Origin of the sequence: Leptolyngbya sp. FACHB-1624, from assembly GCF_047649235.1 — a bacterium.
GTDB classification, from domain to species: Bacteria; Cyanobacteriota; Cyanobacteriia; order Leptolyngbyales; family Leptolyngbyaceae; genus Leptolyngbya; species Leptolyngbya boryana.
Genome location: NZ_CP180258.1, coordinates 5,149,939 through 5,168,045 on the forward strand (window position 1 = coordinate 5,149,939; position 18,107 = coordinate 5,168,045).

An 18,107-nucleotide genomic window follows, 5' to 3' on the forward strand; every position below is an offset into this window, starting at 1 on the left:
TTTCTACATTTCAAATGAACTGCGGATCTGCAAAAACTTCTGGGCATGTTGAGAAATACGAACCTATTTTCATTTCTAGCCCTGAAATGAAGTTTATATGCTTACGCGTATCAATTTACAGACAAAATTATTTTTTGCCTTTTTGGTTCCAACGTCGATCGCCTTGATCGGGCTTGCAAGTAGTTCCAGTACTATCAATCGATTGCTGCAAAGCACGGCTTATCTAAGCCAAACGAGTCTGACCAAAGCCAATGGACTCTGGAAAATGATTGAAGGGCGATCGCAAATTGCAGCCGCACAAAATACTCTACTTCAGCATGAACTTTCTCAACAGGAGCGCACCGTTGCGCTGAGCCGAATTGAAACCGCCTGGGAACAAATCAACCAAGGCATGACCCAGACGCTGCGATCGTCAAACTTTGAAGGGACACTTCAATTTGAGCAAACCTTTCTTTGGGATTGGCAGCGGTGGAAGCAATCCCATGAAAAATTTCTACTCAAGGAGAACACATTTCATCAGTTTGGAATCGCTGACCCACGGCAAGAGCAGGCAAGTTTATCCCTAAAGCCATTCGATGCATCCAAAACGAAGAAGATTGCAGCCGCTCTCAAAGCGCGTAAGCAACTCCTAGATGCCAAAGGGCAGGAAAGCTCCGACTTTCAAGCGACTGAATATCCACTCGCCACGCTGCTGAACGATAGTCAAAAAATTGCTGCACAGATTCAGCAGAATGCAGTAGAAGACGTCAACATCACCCAACGCTGGTCAGGATTTCTCATGATTTTACTTCCTGCTATGGCAGGGGCTGTGGCTTGGGTTTTAAGTCGATCGATTGCTCAACCGATCGATCAACAAATTCGCACGATGATCGAAGATCTCGAAACTGCTAAAGATACGCTTGAAGAAAAAGTGCAGGAACGCACTCAACAACTAGAGCAGACTGTACAAGACCTCACCCAAACTCAACTCCAACTAGTCCAAGCTGAAAAAATGTCGAGCTTTGGAGAGCTGGTCGCGGGAGTTGCTCATGAAATCAATAATCCCGTCTCTTTCATTCACGGGAATTTATCCTACTTACAAGAATATACTGACAATATTCTAGACTTACTCAAACTCTATCAAGCGTATTACCCAGAACCAGCTGCAGCGATTCAAGCTGTGGCAGAAGAGTCTGACCTAGGATTCATTCAGTCGGATTTACGAAAAATTTTGGGTTCGATGCAATTGGGAACCGAGCGCATTCGAGAGATTGTATTATCGTTGCGAAATTTTTCTCGGCTCGACGAAGCTGAATTTAAAGCGGTCGATCTCCATGAGGGGATTGAAAGTACGCTACTCATTCTATGTCATCGTTTGAAGGCATCTCCTGAACGCCCAGAAATTCAGATTCGGCGAGATTATCGTGAACTGCCGAAAGTTGAGTGCCAAGCTGGACAACTCAATCAAGTCTTTATGAATATTCTGAGCAATGCGATCGACGCACTCGAATCAACTTCCCAACCTCAAATCACGATCCGCACCTCAGTCGTTGGAGAATCGGTCGAAATTGCGATCAGCGATAACGGCACAGGAATTTCCTCAGAAATCCAGCAGAAAATCTTCAACCCATTTTTTACGACAAAGCCTGTAGGGAAAGGAACAGGAATGGGAATGTCGATTAGTTATCAATTAATTGTTGAGAAGCACCACGGCAAATTAGAGTGTTGCTCAACAGAAGGAGAGGGGACAGAATTTCTGATTCAGATTCCGATTCGACAGACTACATAAGACTCTAGCTTCGACAAGATAGTCAATAGAATTCAGACGCCCTTCAATCAAGTCCATCAGAAGCGGACTCACCATTCTTTGCCTAATACCGTCTGCTACAGATTGCGTTGAAACTCTTCCAACGTATCGATCAAGCTGACTTGGCACTGCATAGGAAGTAGATCGAGCAAGGGAATTTCGCGTTTCCCTCCGCCAACTTTCACCAGAATGCTTTGGACAATGTTCAGCACGTCATCTTCTTGAATCGCTGCCCCACTCGAGACAAGCGGAAAAAGCCGTTCTGCTAAAACCGTATGCAAATGAGCATCGTTGAGATAGAGATGCCATTTTGCAATGTCGATATACACTGATTCGCCGATTTCAGCAGCTAAGGCTTCGATTGTTTCTGAAGTTGTGGAGTTTGCCATAAGACTTTTTCAGGGTTCAACTTTCAAACCATACTGAATCTACGATGCCAAATTCTCCTATCTCTTGGGTGATTTTGAGGGTTTCTCTTTAGGTTTAAAGCCTTTCGGTTGAGAAGTGGCGACAACAGGTTCAGAGTAGTCTGCGATCGCAAAAATATAAATCGCATGCGCCACTAAGACACTAGCCCAAGCACCTGTCACCCAAACTGACCATGACCAATCGGCTTTTTGTAAAATTCTGAAAAACCACATGCCAGAGTTTGCAGCCGCAAATAAAGCAACATGCGTCGCAAACGTCATACGATCGTCGAGTTGGCGATAGTCTGCGTCTTTACGATCAGGGATTCGAGACCAACGAGGAGGCATAGCAATTTCATAAGCAACGCCTCTATTTTAGCGAGGTGTGTGAGCGTATAGCGAGTCTGTTTGAGTTGTAAGGACTAAAAAAGGTGGGGAGTAGGGAGTAGAAGATCCTCACTCCCCACTCCCCACCTCATATGTAGGACTACTATAGACTGCAAGGCTTTTTAATTACTGAGAACTGAGCGACACGCTTCGATCGCATGAATCACCTGCTGTAATTTCCGCTCCGCCTGTCCTAGTTCTAAAATCGCCTGCGCTTGCGAAAATCCTGATTCAAGACTCGTGCAGGCTCCGGCTCTCCAGAGATAAAATCCACAATTCCAAATGGTCGCTTGCATCAGTTCCGAAGGCTCACCTCTCGTCGCTGCCCGCATCTGATCGATCAGATCCTCATTCGAGACTAACGGCAATTCTTTTGCGGCAAATCCATAATCGCGAGGAACCAACGTTAAGCGATCGAACTTTTCTCCCGCTGCCATCCCAATGATCGCCGTTCGATCGCGCGGCAAATCACAACTGCCTTCTAATCCTTTGACCGTGGTAAATAATGTGGTTCCTCGCAGCGCAAAGGCATCGCGAAACATGCCTTCAGTCGGCGGATGAACATACCCACAAATCAAATGCGACTCGCCTGCATACGGATTCCACATCAATTCCAGCGTCGAAAACGGCGGACGCTTGCCAATTTGCTCTCGATACTCCACCAATCCTTGAGCCAACGGAAAATGATGCGGCAAGTAGACAAATCCTAATCCAGTTTGCTGCAAAATTGCGTGAATCTGTTCCAGCGACACGGTTTTCCAATTCACGCCTAACCCATCCCAAAGCTCAATCAACGGAACGCCTTCTTTGGTTGGCATGCGATCGCCGCCGTGCAGTACAACTGGAACTCCTGCTGCTGCTAAAACGATCGCAACAAGCGGACTTAAAGGCGCAGTTCTCGATCGACCATCATAGGGGTTACACATCACCATCACTGGGATCTTGGATGCGATCGGGGGCAGCTTTTTACCTAACGCATCATAGGCATCCAACATCCCGGCTAGTTCTTCACCCGTTGGGCGCTTGATGCGATGAGAAATCATAAATGCCCCAATCTGAGCCGGAGTTGCTTCTTGCAGCAGCATCAAGCGAGTCGCAGTTTCTGACTCTTGGCGCGTCAAATTTTCGCTTGTATGCGGCCCACTGCCAACTTTTTTAAGTAACTCCCGGAACTCGTAACTCATAGTGCTTGCCTACAGAATGAATGAACCGCTGCAACCTTCCAAAGGGTTCCACAATACCAGATTGTTTCCTGCTCAAACGCCTTCACACGATCGCACTCGGACTTCGCTTCAGAAATGCAGGATGCATGATTTCCTGCACCAATGCCCGAAATCGTTGAATCGGTGGAATTTGCAATCGATCTTGCGTCGTCACCAACACCACTTGTCGCACTAAAACCGGATCGCTCGTCGATCGAATCACTAAAGTCGAATCTAAATGCACATCCTGAATCGCGCCTTGCGGTAACAAAGCAATCAATTCTCCCTGCCGCACAACACCGCGAAATGCATCTAAAGTATTCAGCTCCAAAGCTGCTTTCAACGTAACTCCTTGCCGCTGAAACTGCTCTTGGACAAGCCGTTGCATTCCGTATCCATCTTTGAAAACAACTTGCGGATAGCGAACCAATTCTGACCAAGGCACTTGATCAAATTTCGTCAAAGGATGATCGGCTGCCATCAGAACCCGAACAGGCTCGTCGTAAAGAACATCTACAACCATTTCTGGACTCGCAGTGAGAAAGCGGTTATTCATCACGATCGCCAAATCTACCAAGCCATCTTTCAGGACTTTTAACGCGCGATCGCTCCCTAACGAAGTGACGCGAAGCTGAACGTCAGGATAGTCCTGACAAAATTGCTGCAACACAGGCGGCAAATGAAACGCACAGACCGAATGAATGGCTGCAACACATAGTTCTGGCTGTTTGCCGCATCGCAACTCTTCCAACTCACTGATGGCATTCTGCCATTCCTGGCAAATTTTGCGGGCGTGAGGTAGAAACTGTTCTCCCGCGATCGTTAATTTTGCCTGAGTCGTCCGATGAAACAGCGGCATCCCTAAATCAGCTTCCAATGCCTGGAGTTGACGGCTAATAGTCGATTGAGTGACCGCACATTTTCGGGCAGCCTGTTGAAAACTTCCGGTTTCAACGATCGCCAAAAACGCCTGCAATTGCTCTAGACGCATGACTTCTAACCTGAGTCACAGTTCTGTGACCTTAGCGGATCTAGATACGAAGTTTAGTAAGAGTTGATACCGTAACAAGATTGAATCTGCATTTCTTTTAGTTCTGCTATTTTACCGTTCAAGACGACAAAGAAAGTTGGTGCTTTTGCCAATAAAGACGCTCAACATCTGCACGGCGATACAACGGTGTTCCGGTTCGAGAAATATAGGGTTCAGCACCCGCTTGCTCAAGCCGCGATCGCACTGATTTTTGCGAGCCGCCAATCAGTTTGGCAGCCTCACTCGTCGAAAGAAGCTGCTGTCCAATTTTTGCTAAAACCGCTTCATCATCTTCATTTGCAATCTCTTTCAAGAGCATTTCTGCAAGTAGCCAACATGCCATCGTGTCTGCTTCCGCGCGATGCGATGCGCCAACTGGAAACTGAAAATGTTTAACCAAGTTCGGCAAACTCCGAGAAGGCAACTCTGAGAGCATCAAGCGTGCAAATTGAACAGTGCAAAACTGCTCGGATTGCGATCGATAAAATGGAATCCCCAACCGCGCATATTCTGCTCGAATAAACGGATAGTCAAATCCAATATTGTGAGCCGTTAAAGTTCCCTGCTCGAACAAGGGCAAACACTTGAGCCACACCTCATCCGGCGGCGGTGCACCATCCACCATGTCTTGCGTGATGCCCGTAATATTCGTAATGATCGGCGGAATCAACACGCCAGGATTGATCAAATACGTTTCTTGATTCAGAATGCCGTCTTTCAAATTTGCATTCAGAACCGACACCTCGATCGCTCGACTGCGAGGCGGTTTATGCCCAGAGGTTTCCAGATCAACGACGGTGAGAGTCCGCTGGCTCAGGTCACGATAGAAGGCAAGCAAATCTGTAGAAAGAACAACTGGCATAAAGAAGGTTCAAAAGCTCTAAGACTCCGACTTCTTAAAGAAGTCGGAGTCTTTTATACACAGGGATCTATTGTAGATTACTTCGATCGTGCCGCAGGATGACGACGCTGACCAGAACTACCTGAAGCAGAATGTCCTCCAGAAGGTCTAGAACGCTTCACAGGCTTCTGCTTCGCACCGCCTCTCGAAGAAGCTTCTTCTTCAGGAGTCGGATCAGTCCCGATGGTAATCCAAGCGGGACGAGTGCGATCGTAGATCATCTGCAATGCCGCAGCCGCGATCGTATGCGGTTCGTAATCTTCTGCCAACTGAGACACAATCGGCAAGAACGATGCGACTCGCTCTCCTGCTAGCGTCTCGCGCACTTGAGCTTGCAGCTTATCTAAGTAGCGAGCTTCAATTTCCGCACGAGTCGGAACTGGCTTAATCTCTAAGCGTTGGCGAACGTGATTTTCGATATCGCGCAGTTTGCGACGATCCAGCGGATGCACCAGCGAAATTGCGGTGCCTTCTTTACCCGCACGACCTGTCCGACCAATCCGGTGCACATAGCTTTCAACGCTATCCGGCAAGTCGTAGTTAATCACATGGGTCAAGTTATCCACATGGATTCCTCGTGCCGCGATGTCGGTCGCGACCACCCATTTGATCTGCTGCTGGCGGAACCGGAGCAATAGCCGTTCACGTTGGCTTTGGCTCAAATCACCGTGGTATTCATCCACACTATGTCCAGCGGCTTGTAATTGGCTGGTCAATTCTGCGGCTGCCCGACGAGTTCTCACGAAGATAATTGCGGCTTCGGGATCTTCCAATTCGAGAATCGGTAGAATTGCCCGAGCTTTTGTCCATCCGCGAGGAATCGTGTAAGCAACTTGATTAATGCGAGAAGGAGCGGCTTTGGGTTGTTCGATCGTCACCGTCACCGGAGAGCGCAAGAACTTGGTGACCAACTTGCGGATCGAAGGTTCCATCGTTGCCGAGAAGAACGTCGTTTGACGTTCAACAGGCGCTTGATTCAAGATCTTCTCAACATCCTGAATAAAGCCCATGTTCAGCATCTCATCTGCTTCGTCGAGAACGAGCCAGCTGAGATTATCGAGTCTTAGATCACCACGACCGAGCAAATCAATCACTCGACCGGGAGTTCCGACGACAATTTGAGCGCCACGACGTAAGCGATCAACTTGTAGATCGATCGATTGTCCGCCGTAGATCGTGACGACTTTAACTCGACGATCGTCTGTAAACGTACGAATCGCTTGGCAAACTTGCATCGCCAATTCGCGAGTCGGAGTCAGAATCAGCGCTTGGACTGTGGGGGATTTTGTATCAATCCGCTCCAGAATCGGAAGCCCGAACGCCGCAGTTTTCCCGGTTCCGGTTTGTGCTTGACCGACGACATCACGCCCAGCGAGTAGATGAGGAATGGCTTGGGCTTGGATGGCAGTCGGAGCAGTAAATCCGAGTTCTTCGAGATGGCGAATCCGGTCTTCAGACAGTCCGAGGCTATGAAAAGAAAGGGTCATTGAGTCTCCTGTAAAAGTCATGGTCGTGCGCCATCAGAGGCAACATTCTCGACCTCAAGACGGTCTTTTCATAAACCAAAACCGTCTGAATCGGGTCGCAGTTCGAGCCGAACTACGTGTTAATTGCCAACTTTAAAGGCGCGGGGAAAAGAGATGAAAAGCTAGAAACAGTGAAGGTCTAACATTTCGGTCAGTCTATGCGACAACGGGAACATCGTCGTTTCAACACAGCGATTAAACAGTCATTGCAGGCAGTTGGATCAAGTCCGCAGCCGTGGCAATTCGACCATACAAGTCGTAAATGTCTGCATCCACGATCGTCACTGGCACAATCGTGCCCAACGCCGCTTCACCTTCGACATATACGAGTCCGTCCACATCAGGAGAAAATCGAGCCGATCGCCCAATTCGTTCTCCGGTCTGCGGATTTTCTTGTTCGATCAAGACATCTACGACTTTGCCAATCTGCGCACGATTCTGTTTAAGAGAAATCGCTTGCTGGAGTTGCATCAAGGCATCTCGACGCGCATCCATTACCTCTTGGGGCAACTGATTGGGCAAGTCGTAGGCGGGAGTACCTTCTTCAGGAGAGAAGGTAAACACTCCAACGTGATCAAATTCGTGACGCTGAATAAACTGCTTGAGATGTTCAAAATGTTCATCGGTTTCTCCAGGAAATCCGACAATCAGAGTAGTTCTCAAAACAGCATTCGGGATCTCAGCTTTGAGCCGCTCAATAATGCCGTCGTTGACCCGACCTTGCCAAGGGCGATTCATGGCTCTGAGCACTTCCGGGTGGGAATGTTGCAGAGGTAAATCGAGGTAAGGGAGAACGTTCGGCGTTTCGCGAATCGCTTCGATAACTTTCGGGGTCAATCCGGTCGGATAAGCGTAGTGCATCCGAATCCAAGGAATGTCCACTTTTCCAAGGGCGCGCAACAGTTCGGCTAACTTTGGCTCACCGTAAAGGTCAAGTCCATAGTTGGTGGTGATCTGCGAGATTAAGATAATCTCTTTCACGCCTTCAGCGGCTAAATGTTCAGCTTCTTGGACAATTGATTCAATCGTGCGCGATCGCTGGTTTCCACGCAGATGCGGGATAATACAAAACGCACATCGATAGTCACATCCCTCTGAAATCCGGAGATAAGCAACGCCTTCGGTCGTAGTGCGATAGCGAGGGGTCGTCTCATCTGCGATGTAAGTCGGTTCTTGTGAAACCTCTTTCACACGCTCTCCAGCTTCTGCCCGTGCAATCACATCAACGATTTTGTGATAATCACCTGTCCCAACGAGGGCGACGGCTTCGGGCAGTTCATCTAAAAGTTGTTCCTGAAAGTGCTGCGCCATGCAGCCTGTGATCACAATTTTTTTGTCAGCTTCCGCTAATTCGACCAGTGTCCGCACTGATTCTTCCCGTGCGGCTTGAATAAAACTGCAAGTATTGACAATAACATAATCTGCCAACTCTTCGTCAGCATCAACTTGATATCCGGCCTGAGCCAGTAAGCCAAGCATATGTTCGGTATCAATTCTATTTTTTTCGCAGCCCAAATGAGAGAACGCAATAGTTGGCTTGTTGCCCATGTAACTTCGGAGGGGGTAAGTAAGTCGATCGGAATCCTGAAAAATCGCAGCGATAGCTCCTAGTCGGTTAGCTCGATCGCTCCGGGAGTTTCCTCACGCTACTTCCGCTCGAAGGTTGAGGGGAGTGGTCAGACGCAATCGTTTCGCTACACTATGGTCTATCATAGCGCAGATGTGAAATATTACGTTCTGTTAAATTAAGATTTTTTGCATAAGTCTTGAAAAAACCAAAAAATCGAGGATCCAAGCAGATCCCCGATTCCTGAAACAGTCGAGAATTAGCGAACAGAGAAGGCTTCGTTAAACCGCTTCGTGACGGGTTCAGTCAAGAAAGACAGAATCGATTTCTTCCGAGTCACGATATCCGCCGTTCCCGCCATCCCTGGGGAAAGTTCCACATCTTTGCCGCGCACTTGGATCGCCTTACGATCGATTCTCACCTTAGCTGGAAAGACCGGGCCTAGATCTTGCCCATTCGCATCTTTTTCAACGACCGCATCTGGACTCACAGAAACGAGTTCGCCTTCAATGATGCCAAACTCTTGATATGGGAAAGTTGCAAGTTTGACTTTCGCTTTCATTCCCGGACGGATAAAGCCGATATCTCGGTTGAGAATCTTCACTTCCAGAATTAAGTCTTTGTCTTCAGGCACGATCGAGAGCAGTTCCTCACCTTGCTGAATCGGACCTAATGTGGCTTTCTGGTTGTACACCACACCCGTGAAAGGCGCAGTCAGAGCTTCACGATCTTTACGCTGCTGGGCTGCAACTGCGATTTCACCTTGTTTGCGGGTTAATTCTTCTCGACGCTGTTTTAACTGCTCCAAAACTTCTGATTGGCGCTGAGGCACTAAGCCCATTGCGGTACTTTTCGCAGACTCAAAAGCTTGTTGAGCTTGGCGAATTCGGTCTCGCTGCGCGTCGATTTCTTTTTCCAGCGAAACAATCTGTCCTTGGGCTTCATTAATCTGATTAACTGCACTGGTCAACTGTTGACTCGCTTGAGTGACTTGAGCGGCTGCATTCAGAATCTCTAAATGGGGAACGGCTCCCGTATTTTCGAGCGATCGTAAGCGTTGGCGGCGTTCTTGGGCAATCTCCAAATTTGCGCGCGCATCAGCTTTGCTGGCTGTCGCATTGGTCAATGTAGCACGCGCATTAACCAGATTCTCTTGAAACCGCTCTAGACGATTTTGCGCTTCAGAAATCGCTGCATTTTGCCGATTCGCTTCTGCGATCGCTGCATTTTGCTTGTCACTGAATTCACGCTGACGCGATGCAATCAACTGATCTTGTAATTCATTCCCAGTCGAAGCTTTGCCTTGGCTTTCTGCCTCTAAGCGGCGAATGTCTTCTTGAATTTTTCTCGCATCGTTCTGCAAACTCGCGACATTGGTTTCAGTCGCACCTGGATCAATCTCCATTAAAGTTTGCCCTTTTTGGACAATCTGTCCAGGCTTAACATTGATCTTGGTAATCGTCCCCACACTGGGAGCGCGGAAGGGTCGAACCTCAGTCGAAGGAATTAATTTACCCTGGGCATTCGCGACTTCTTCCACTTCGCTAAAGTGCGCCCACCCGATCGTGCCTAGCACAAGGACACTAATACTGCCTGCCATGAATCGCGTGTAGACCGGGGGCAGTTCTTGGACGGCTTTGCCCAACTCATAAGAGAGGGAATCTTCAGGGTGAGCAAGCTGGTGACGAAGCTGCTTAGATTGCGCGGGACTGGAGGCAAGAGAAACTCTCATAAGTAGTGTCTGTGAAGGGGCATCGCGGAACTTGGTAAATAACCCTTAAGCCAGGGATAGATGCCAGCAGGCTCTATTAATATTTATCCTAAACTGCCCGAATCGATCAGCTTTATTTTTAACTTATGCTCTTTAATTTTTTGGCGCATCTGATCATCTGGTTTCGTCCGTTTCTGGTTCCGATTTGCTTTGTGGTGGCATGGAGCTTAGTCTTGATGCTGGTCTGGCGGGTGTTCGCAGCGACTCGTGATGCCGTGAATCAAGCTAAACACATGCATCAAATTCCCTGCCCAGACTGTCAATTCTTTACAGGCGATTACAATCTCAAATGCCCAGTTCATCCAATGAGCGCACTGTCTGAAGATGCGATCGATTGCCCGGACTATTTTGAAAAACCTTGGAATTGAGTTTCTCGTCTGCTTCAGAGACACCTCGATTGCAACGAAATGAGGCGCTAAAAAAGCTAAAAAGCAAAGAGAGGAAAGATTGCTCTCTCCTCTCTTGCCTTAAATTTGCCGAAGCTGAATTAGTCTTAGTCTTCGCGTTTGTCGAAGGGTGGGTTTGAGAGTTGTTCCGCTTCAGGACAATCATCGGAAACCAGGGGTTCGACACAGCCTTTTGGAACAGAGGCAAGCTTTTGAGTTACCGCCCCAATGCTTTCGAGGCGGACCATTTCTTCCCAAGAGCAATTTTCATCTTCTTCTTCGGTTTCGTAGCGCAGTGTGACCAGATCACCTTCGATATCAAGGATTTTGGCACGTTCGATCCAGCGCTGTTGATCCCGCAAGAAGATCCAGACTTCGCGACCGTCACAACAGAGTTGATAGATCTTGCGGTGTAGCATGTGCTTCTCCTGAGCGAAATAACTCTATGTAATCGAAATTAGACCGCAGTTTGATTTTCTCCGCAGTCTCGTACTGAACAGAACTTTAGGGATTTTTTGGATCGCAGGGATCGCAAGGGAGCTTTCTCATCAAAGATCGAGGATGAAGCGTAAAAAGAGAGAGGCTCGGAAGGCGAGACTGGGGAGGCGACACTCTTAAAGTCATTGTTGAAGCAGTAAAGGGACTAGGCGCAACTCTTGAATCGAGTCAGACTCATTCAAGTGGAAAGAAGACAGTGGCAACATAACATCGGCAATCCGGCAAGATTAAGAGGGGCATCGATGAATTTGCCATCTGTGGTTAGCGTTCCCGATCAGTGATAAATCAAGAGATAGAACTAATCTTTTTGAGTATTAGATTCTACCCTACTATTTTAGCGAACTACTGGTAAATTGCGTAGAACATGATTACTAATCATAAACGATTTCGCGCGTTCCTGGGTTCCTTAATAAACAAACATAGAGGGGTACGGCAATATTGCTACACCGTTTAAGAAAACTTAACTTTTCTAAACTCTGAATCAGGTTGCGAAAAGCGTAACTGAGCGCGGCAAGGATTCAATTCGATGGCACAGTAAAAGGATTCTTACGCAATGGATATTGGTGATGATGAGTTTAGTTCGGAAATCTCACTGGCTGAGTGCTGTGCCGATCGCAGTTGGAATGATGAGCTTTGCAATGATCAGTCCTGCCTTTGCTCAGGAGAAACTCATGCGGACATTGACGGTTTCGGGTCGTGGATTTGAAGATATCCAGACGACACTGGCACAAGTGCGGTTGGGAGTTGAGGTGCAGGGTAAGACTGCGAATGAAGTACAGCAGGAAGTAGCCCGCAAATCGAATTCGGTTGTCAATTTCTTGAAATCGCGTCAGGTTGAGAAGTTGGAAACAACTGGGATTAATTTGAGTCCTCGGTATGATTATGCGAATAACCGTCAGACTTTGATTGGTTATACGGCTTCTAATACAGTTTCATTTCGTACGTCAAATGAGCGCGCGGGTGGAATTTTAGATGAAGCAGTGCGCGCAGGGGCGACTCGGATTGATAGCGTGAGTTTTGTGGCTTCGGATGATGCGATCGCAGCAGCCCAGAAAGTGGCGCTACGCAAAGCGACCCAAGACGCGCAGACTCAGGCAGATGCCGTCTTTAGCGCATTGAATCTGACGCGCAAAGACATCGTCAGTGTTCAGATTAATGGCGCAACGCCTCCTACTCCAGTTTTTCGGGAAGCGGCGTTAATGCAGATGCGAGATGCGAAAGTTTCAGCAGCTCCGAGTCCAGTCATCGGTGGAGAACAACGAGTAGAAGGCTCGGTGACATTGCAAATTAGTTATTAAATTCTTGAGAGAGATGAAGTATGTCTATCTGCATGGGTTTGCGTCGAGTCCGCGATCGATCAAAGCCGAACGTCTTCGCGATCGCTTTCAATCCCTTCGTCTCTCTCTAGAAATTCCTGATCTCAATCAAGGGGATTTTCAAAATCTCACGCTGACTCGCCAAATCCGACAAGTTCGAGCCTTGATCGATGAACCTGTCACCCTAATTGGTTCGAGCTTTGGCGGATTAACAGCCGCTTGGATTGCTGAAGGCTGTGATTTCGTCGATCGCATTATTTTGCTTGCCCCAGCATTCAATTACCTCGAACATTGGCTGCCCCGATTTGATCCAAAAGAATTAGAAAAATGGAGATCGGGAAATCCACTGTCGATTTATCACTATGGCGACCAGCGATCGCGCTTCTTGAATTACGAAATTGTCGAAGATTTAGAGCAATACGACGAAGCGCAACTTCAGAAACCGATCCCGACCTTAATTTTGCATGGCATTCGAGATGAAATTATTCCGATCGCGCAGAGTCGAACCTTTGCAGAAACGCGATCGTGGGTGAAATTCATTGAACTGGAGAGCGATCACGGGTTGACGGATCAAGAACCTGAAATTTGGCAAGCCATGCTTGAGTTTTGCGCATCCCCTAATTTCCCCAAACCGATTACAGATGGGGACATACTGTAGTTTTAAGAACTAAAAGCTCGGAAAAAATAAGTGAGAATACGCGCTGAAATTACGATCGCGACATATGATAATGTCAATTGAAGCTGACTAGAACATATTAACTATATTGTGAAACTTGAACCGACTCGAACCTTCTAGTTCAGATTCAAAATTCATCAAAAGTAGGGTTTACAGAATTCAAATTCTTAAGTCATGATCTATCCTGCTAGTGACAAGTTCCTGTCTGAACTTTCGCTATGTTTGAGAGATAGCGAAAATCAATTTTGAATTCTGCTACTGTCCGTATTACTGGGAGGTCTAGCCCAGCGAGACGAATTTAGGTTATTGTTTCCAAGGAATTTAGTATGGAACCTGAAGTGAAAGAAATGGAAACCCCCACCGCTGTCGAAACACCAACAAAAATCAAAATGGATGAGGCTGGAACTCTAGCGCCTGTGTCATCTGGTGTATCCTCTGAGCAATGGCGCGAGATCGCAGACAAAACTTATACGGTTTTGTCAACTCTGCCAGAATTGTTGGGTAAGTTTTTCTCAGAACAACGCAAACCCCTCGTGGTTGCAGGTTTGATTTTTGGTTCGATCGTGTCTGTGAAATTAACGCTTGCACTGCTTGGGGCAATTAATGAAGTGCCTTTGTTGGAGCCGACGTTTGAATTAATCGGCTTAGGATATAGCGTTTGGTTCATTTATCGCTATTTGCTCAAAGCCTCGAATCGGAGTGAGTTGGGCGAGGAGTTCAACAAGTTGAAAGATCAAGTCGTGGGTCACGTGAACAAGTAAAAACGGCGATTCGGACAAACTATGAAAAAGGAGGGAAATTGATTCTCTCCTTTTTTTTGTAATGCATAAACTTAAGCAATTGTTAAGCGCACGCTTGATCTTTTTCCACCATTCCTCCATAGTTTTTTGAAGCTGAAATTCTGATTCATTTTCTGATCTTCAAGTAAAATACGGTTTGTCGCAGGGTGGCACTTTAATCCAACCAAAATAGTCCTCAGATCCTAATTTCCATTTAATGCAAAACTTTAAAGGCGGTTATGCAATTTTGTAAGCAACTTGTAGCGCGATCAAGCTTTATCGTTGCACTAAGTCTGATCGCTGCACCTGTCTCGGCTCAGATGACGGATGCTCAGATTGTTCGGCTTGTTGAAGCCATGCGCCAAGCTTCTAAGCCAGAAAAACCTGTAACAGGTCTGTACAGTGATTGGCAGGTGAAACCTGAAAATGTCACACGTTGGTCAAAACAATGTGGAGGAAAAGAGTTATCTCCGACTGAGTTTCAAGCCAATGCAGCAGCAGCACGTTCGATTGTCACTTGTGTCATGCGCGATGCGGTTAAACAATACGCAAGAGACACGAATGAGACGACTGCGGTGCAACGCCTGGCAGCTTGGTGGATGACGGGCGACCCAACGAAGTTCAATGCGCGTGAAACGGCTCCCTATGTCCAGAAAGTTGTGAAAGCATATCAGGTGACGGAGCCTGGAAAACCCACTGCCAAGACGTTTTACGATCGCTATATGGCAGCCGGGATTGAGGCAGCGCAGCGCAAAGATCAGAAGACGGCACGGCTCTATTTTCAGCGCGCATTAGATGAGCGTCCGAGAGATCAATCTGCCTTACAAGCGATTCGCAATCTTACGCTACCCACACGCGGGAGCAACCCCAATAGCCCGATTACTGAACAACCGAGTCAAAGATAATGAAAGCTGTTTTGAATTTGGCGATCGCTGGCTTAATTTGTGCAGCGATCGCTCCAGCAGCAAGTGCTGCGGAATGGACAAAAGTGACAGAAAACGAAGCAAAAGATCGGTTTTTCGTCGATACCAGCACGATTCAGCGCAATGGCAATATCGTTTGGTATTGGGAGTATCGAGAATTTCCTGAGCCGAATAATGCGTTTTTGGATACGAAGGTCGATCAGCCGGTGCACGGCGCAGTAGTTCGCTGGTCGTTAGATTGTGGAGCGAAGGCGCAACGGTTACGCAAGGTGAATGCCTATACGAAGAATCGCAAACTGATTCAGAAGTTTGATTATGGCGAAGCTGGAATGATGTTTCAGCCAAGGGCGGGAAGTAGTGCTCATACAGTGATGAATTACGTCTGCAATGCACAGAAAACCTAGATCCTAGCTACAGTGCTGAGAACTCCGGGGTTTAGACTTCGGAGTTCTTTGAGTATTGAATTCAGAGCTTGATCACGGTCATGCTCCAGGAAAAGAAAGCGACGATCGCACCTGCCATAACTGCCAGCACAAGACAAGCAGTAATAATTCCAACGACAATCACTAAACCATCGCCCTCAATCAGTCCTAGGCTGATAATGACTAGCGCAATCGCTGGTAAAAAATTTCCAAATGGAATCGGCAGAACAATCACGCAAGCCAGTAGAAAGAAGAGAATTGATAATAACCGCTCTGCGATCGGAGTTGTGATCAATTTCCATCTTGGACGAATGATTTTCTCGAATCGAGCCAGATAACGTAAAACAATGTTTACACCTTTCTCAAAGTCTTTTCGTTTTATCGATCGATTCGCAATCCATTTCGGAAACCACGGGGTTGTATAGCCCAGCATTAACTGAAGCGAAACCAAAACCAAGGGCATCCCGATAAAGGCAGAGACTCCCGCGATCGGTAACGGTAAGGCTTCAGGTAAAGCACAGATCAAGAGTGTCGGTCCAAACGATCGCTTACCCAATCCTCGAATCAGCTCGCCTAACCGAATGGTTTCGCCATCATGTTGTCGCAGAAAGTCTTGCAAGAGTTTTGACGTATGGAGTTCGGAACGTCGAGTGGCTAGTCTCATACGGAAATTGGCTCAAGCGATTTTCTTCAACATTACTTTCCTGACATTAAATAGGTTTGTCGGATGTGTGACGTCCCCCGGATTGCGTAATAATGAGCAGACATTGCTTGCTCAAGATTTGAAATGTCTAAACAACGACTGGATACGTTACTTGTCGATCGTGCGTTGTGTACGTCGCGCCAGCAGGCTCAGCGATTAATTCAAGCTGGGGAAGTGCGCGTGAATCAGCAATTGATTGATAAACCGGGAACGGAAGTTGAAGTCAATGCTGAAATTGAGGTAAAAGCGCGATCGCGTTTCGTCTCACGCGGAGGAGAAAAACTGATCAAAGCGCTCGAAGAATTTCAGATTAACGTCAGCGATCGAGTCTGTTTGGACGGCGGAATTTCAACCGGGGGCTTCACAGATTGCCTATTACAATCCGGCGCAAAATTGGTGTATGGAATTGATGTTGGATACGGACAAGTGGCATGGAGCTTGCGTCAAGATCCGCGCGTGATTTTACGAGAAAGAACAAACATTCGACATCTAAAAGCTGAGGAATTATATCAAGCAGATCAGCCAATTCCTGATTTAGCTGTGGTTGACGTTTCGTTTATTTCGCTAACAAAAATTCTGCCCGCATTGTGGGAATTATTACAAGTTCCAAGAGAATTAGTGTTGCTCGTGAAACCCCAGTTTGAAGTAGGAAAAGACCGCATTGGTAAAAAAGGTGTCGTGCGAGATTTCAAAGATCAAGCCAGTGCGATCGCGCAAGTTTTAGAATCTGCGACATCCTTGGGCTGGCACTATCAAGGATTAACTTGGTCGCCACTATTAGGGCCTGCTGGAAATATTGAATTTCTTCTCTGGTTACAGTCTGAAACTACAACGAATGCACCTGAATTTGACCAGGTTAAACAACTCACACAACTCGCGCAGAAAACCTTATCCGATTCTTAACCTTTGAGGTTGGGAAAGTATTCGCTCTCTCTTGTATCCCATTGCAAGACGAGTGATTTGGGTACTTTAACTCCATCTCAATCAAAAGGTAAGAAATTATGCAATCTATGAGTTTGAATCTTCGATCGAGGATTCCGTTGATTGTTATTGCTGCGCTCCTTGGCATCGGTGGATTGATCACAATTCTGCGTTCTATCACGGTGATTCAAACTGGAGAAATTGGCATCGTTGATTTTTATGGTCAAGTCTCAGAACAGCCGCTTACACCAGGAGTTCACCTCAAGAGTCCAACGGCTCGTATGGTTACTTTTTCGACTCAAACCCGCGAATTCAAAGAGACATTACAAACGCCTACAAAAGAAGGCTTAATGCTGAATGTCGATATTAGTGTTTTGTATCGAATTGATCCAGCAAAAGCAAAACAGCTTTATCAAACGGTCGGCATGAACTATGAAGAAATCGTGCTTGTCCCCCAAGTACGATCGCTGATGCGGAGTGCAACCGCAAATTTTGAATCGAAAACGATTTACACCAGCGATCGCCAAGCCTTAGCGCAACAACTTCGGGAGAATCTCAACAAAGCGTTGAGCGATCGCGGCATCATTATCGAAGATGCACTGATCCGCAATGTGAAACTGCCAGACAGCGTAGAGAAATCAGTACAAGAAAAACTGAAAGCAGAACAAGACGCACAACGAATGAAATTCGTCTTGGAGCGGGAGCGGCAGGAAGCCGATCGTAAACGCATTGAAGCACAGGGAAATGCGGATGCACAACGAATTTTGTCGCAGGGATTAAGTGAACAAGCGTTGCGCTTTAAGCAAATCGAAGCTATGCAGCAATTAGCCACTTCGCAAAACTCGAAAGTGATTATTGTCGGAGGAGATCAAAAAGCGCCTGTACTCCTTCAGCCCTAATTCGCAC

19 protein-coding genes are annotated in these 18,107 nt (G+C 47.1%); 9 read left to right on the plus strand and 10 right to left on the minus strand.

The genetic code is table 11. The annotated features are described in order from the left end of the window. Nucleotides 1–97 precede the first annotated feature (97 nt). Nucleotides 98–1,768, plus strand: coding sequence for a sensor histidine kinase (locus tag ACMUEV_RS24540; RefSeq protein WP_190647228.1), 1,671 nt, complete (start codon nucleotides 98–100; stop codon nucleotides 1,766–1,768). Nucleotides 1,769–1,863: 95 nt separating this feature from the next. On the opposite strand, the gene ACMUEV_RS24545 is transcribed toward ACMUEV_RS24540, so the two are convergent. The 8 genes from ACMUEV_RS24545 to ACMUEV_RS24580 all read right to left on the minus strand — a co-directional run bounded on the left by ACMUEV_RS24545 (nucleotide 1,864) and on the right by ACMUEV_RS24580 (nucleotide 10,538). Next, nucleotides 1,864–2,175 carry a DUF3181 family protein gene (locus ACMUEV_RS24545; protein ID WP_190647226.1) on the minus strand — a complete coding sequence of 104 codons (312 nt, stop codon included), beginning with the start codon at nucleotides 2,173–2,175 and terminating at the stop codon, nucleotides 1,864–1,866. 57 nt (nucleotides 2,176–2,232) lie between these two features. Further along, a complete protein-coding gene (locus ACMUEV_RS24550) occupies nucleotides 2,233–2,541 on the minus strand; it encodes a 2TM domain-containing protein (RefSeq protein WP_017286463.1) in 309 nt (102 codons plus the stop codon). Between the two features lie 161 nt (nucleotides 2,542–2,702). Next, complete coding sequence (locus ACMUEV_RS24555) at nucleotides 2,703–3,764, minus strand: anthranilate phosphoribosyltransferase family protein (RefSeq protein WP_190647224.1); 1,062 nt, start codon at nucleotides 3,762–3,764, stop codon at nucleotides 2,703–2,705. Between the two features lie 82 nt (nucleotides 3,765–3,846). Further along, nucleotides 3,847–4,773: a LysR family transcriptional regulator gene (locus ACMUEV_RS24560; RefSeq protein WP_017286461.1), complete on the minus strand. Its 927-nt coding sequence runs from the start codon at nucleotides 4,771–4,773 to the stop codon at nucleotides 3,847–3,849. Between the two features lie 118 nt (nucleotides 4,774–4,891). Beyond that, the gene (locus ACMUEV_RS24565) at nucleotides 4,892–5,674 is read right to left on the minus strand and encodes a PolC-type DNA polymerase III (protein WP_017286460.1); all 783 of its coding nucleotides are present in this window, start codon (nucleotides 5,672–5,674) and stop codon (nucleotides 4,892–4,894) included. A 77-nt stretch (nucleotides 5,675–5,751) separates the two neighbouring features. Further along, nucleotides 5,752–7,200, minus strand: a complete 1,449-nt coding sequence (locus ACMUEV_RS24570) for a DEAD/DEAH box helicase (RefSeq protein ID WP_036045359.1) — start codon at nucleotides 7,198–7,200, stop codon at nucleotides 5,752–5,754. A 234-nt stretch (nucleotides 7,201–7,434) separates the two neighbouring features. Then, entirely contained in the window at nucleotides 7,435–8,787 is a 1,353-nt protein-coding gene (rimO, locus tag ACMUEV_RS24575; RefSeq protein WP_017286458.1) for a 30S ribosomal protein S12 methylthiotransferase RimO, read from the minus strand. A 278-nt stretch (nucleotides 8,788–9,065) separates the two neighbouring features. After that, the gene (locus ACMUEV_RS24580) at nucleotides 9,066–10,538 is read right to left on the minus strand and encodes an HlyD family efflux transporter periplasmic adaptor subunit (protein WP_190647222.1); all 1,473 of its coding nucleotides are present in this window, start codon (nucleotides 10,536–10,538) and stop codon (nucleotides 9,066–9,068) included. Nucleotides 10,539–10,663: 125 nt separating this feature from the next. Here ACMUEV_RS24580 and ACMUEV_RS24585 point away from each other — a divergent pair, with 125 nt between their 5' ends. Then, nucleotides 10,664–10,945, plus strand: coding sequence for a hypothetical protein (locus ACMUEV_RS24585; RefSeq protein WP_190647220.1), 282 nt, complete (start codon nucleotides 10,664–10,666; stop codon nucleotides 10,943–10,945). 125 nt (nucleotides 10,946–11,070) lie between these two features. On the opposite strand, the gene ACMUEV_RS24590 is transcribed toward ACMUEV_RS24585, so the two are convergent. Beyond that, nucleotides 11,071–11,382 (minus strand): DUF6679 family protein, encoded by a 312-nt coding sequence (locus ACMUEV_RS24590; RefSeq protein ID WP_017286455.1) that lies wholly within the window; start codon nucleotides 11,380–11,382, stop codon nucleotides 11,071–11,073. Nucleotides 11,383–12,027: 645 nt separating this feature from the next. Between ACMUEV_RS24590 and ACMUEV_RS24595 the strand changes: the two genes are divergently transcribed. From ACMUEV_RS24595 to ACMUEV_RS24615, 5 genes are all read left to right on the plus strand, one after another. Next, the gene (locus tag ACMUEV_RS24595) at nucleotides 12,028–12,759 is read left to right on the plus strand and encodes an SIMPL domain-containing protein (RefSeq protein WP_144056147.1); all 732 of its coding nucleotides are present in this window, start codon (nucleotides 12,028–12,030) and stop codon (nucleotides 12,757–12,759) included. A 13-nt stretch (nucleotides 12,760–12,772) separates the two neighbouring features. Beyond that, a complete protein-coding gene (locus ACMUEV_RS24600) occupies nucleotides 12,773–13,435 on the plus strand; it encodes a YqiA/YcfP family alpha/beta fold hydrolase (RefSeq protein ID WP_190647218.1) in 663 nt (220 codons plus the stop codon). 344 nt (nucleotides 13,436–13,779) lie between these two features. Next, nucleotides 13,780–14,214 (plus strand): CAAD domain-containing protein, encoded by a 435-nt coding sequence (locus ACMUEV_RS24605; protein WP_017286452.1) that lies wholly within the window; start codon nucleotides 13,780–13,782, stop codon nucleotides 14,212–14,214. A gap of 257 nt (nucleotides 14,215–14,471) precedes the next feature. Continuing rightward, nucleotides 14,472–15,137, plus strand: a complete 666-nt coding sequence (locus ACMUEV_RS24610) for a hypothetical protein (protein WP_190647216.1) — start codon at nucleotides 14,472–14,474, stop codon at nucleotides 15,135–15,137. Next, complete coding sequence (locus ACMUEV_RS24615) at nucleotides 15,137–15,559, plus strand: surface-adhesin E family protein (RefSeq protein WP_017286450.1); 423 nt, start codon at nucleotides 15,137–15,139, stop codon at nucleotides 15,557–15,559. The genes ACMUEV_RS24610 and ACMUEV_RS24615 overlap by 1 nt, the downstream gene beginning before the upstream one ends. A 61-nt stretch (nucleotides 15,560–15,620) precedes the next feature. On the opposite strand, the gene ACMUEV_RS24620 is transcribed toward ACMUEV_RS24615, so the two are convergent. Further along, nucleotides 15,621–16,241, minus strand: coding sequence for an exopolysaccharide biosynthesis protein (locus ACMUEV_RS24620; RefSeq protein ID WP_190647214.1), 621 nt, complete (start codon nucleotides 16,239–16,241; stop codon nucleotides 15,621–15,623). Nucleotides 16,242–16,364: 123 nt separating this feature from the next. Between ACMUEV_RS24620 and ACMUEV_RS24625 the strand changes: the two genes are divergently transcribed. Together ACMUEV_RS24625 and ACMUEV_RS24630 are read left to right on the plus strand one after the other, a co-directional pair. After that, the gene (locus tag ACMUEV_RS24625; RefSeq protein WP_190647212.1) at nucleotides 16,365–17,183 is read left to right on the plus strand and encodes a TlyA family RNA methyltransferase; all 819 of its coding nucleotides are present in this window, start codon (nucleotides 16,365–16,367) and stop codon (nucleotides 17,181–17,183) included. Nucleotides 17,184–17,290: 107 nt separating this feature from the next. Continuing rightward, nucleotides 17,291–18,100, plus strand: a complete 810-nt coding sequence (locus ACMUEV_RS24630; RefSeq protein WP_190647210.1) for a prohibitin family protein — start codon at nucleotides 17,291–17,293, stop codon at nucleotides 18,098–18,100. Nucleotides 18,101–18,107 lie beyond the last annotated feature (7 nt).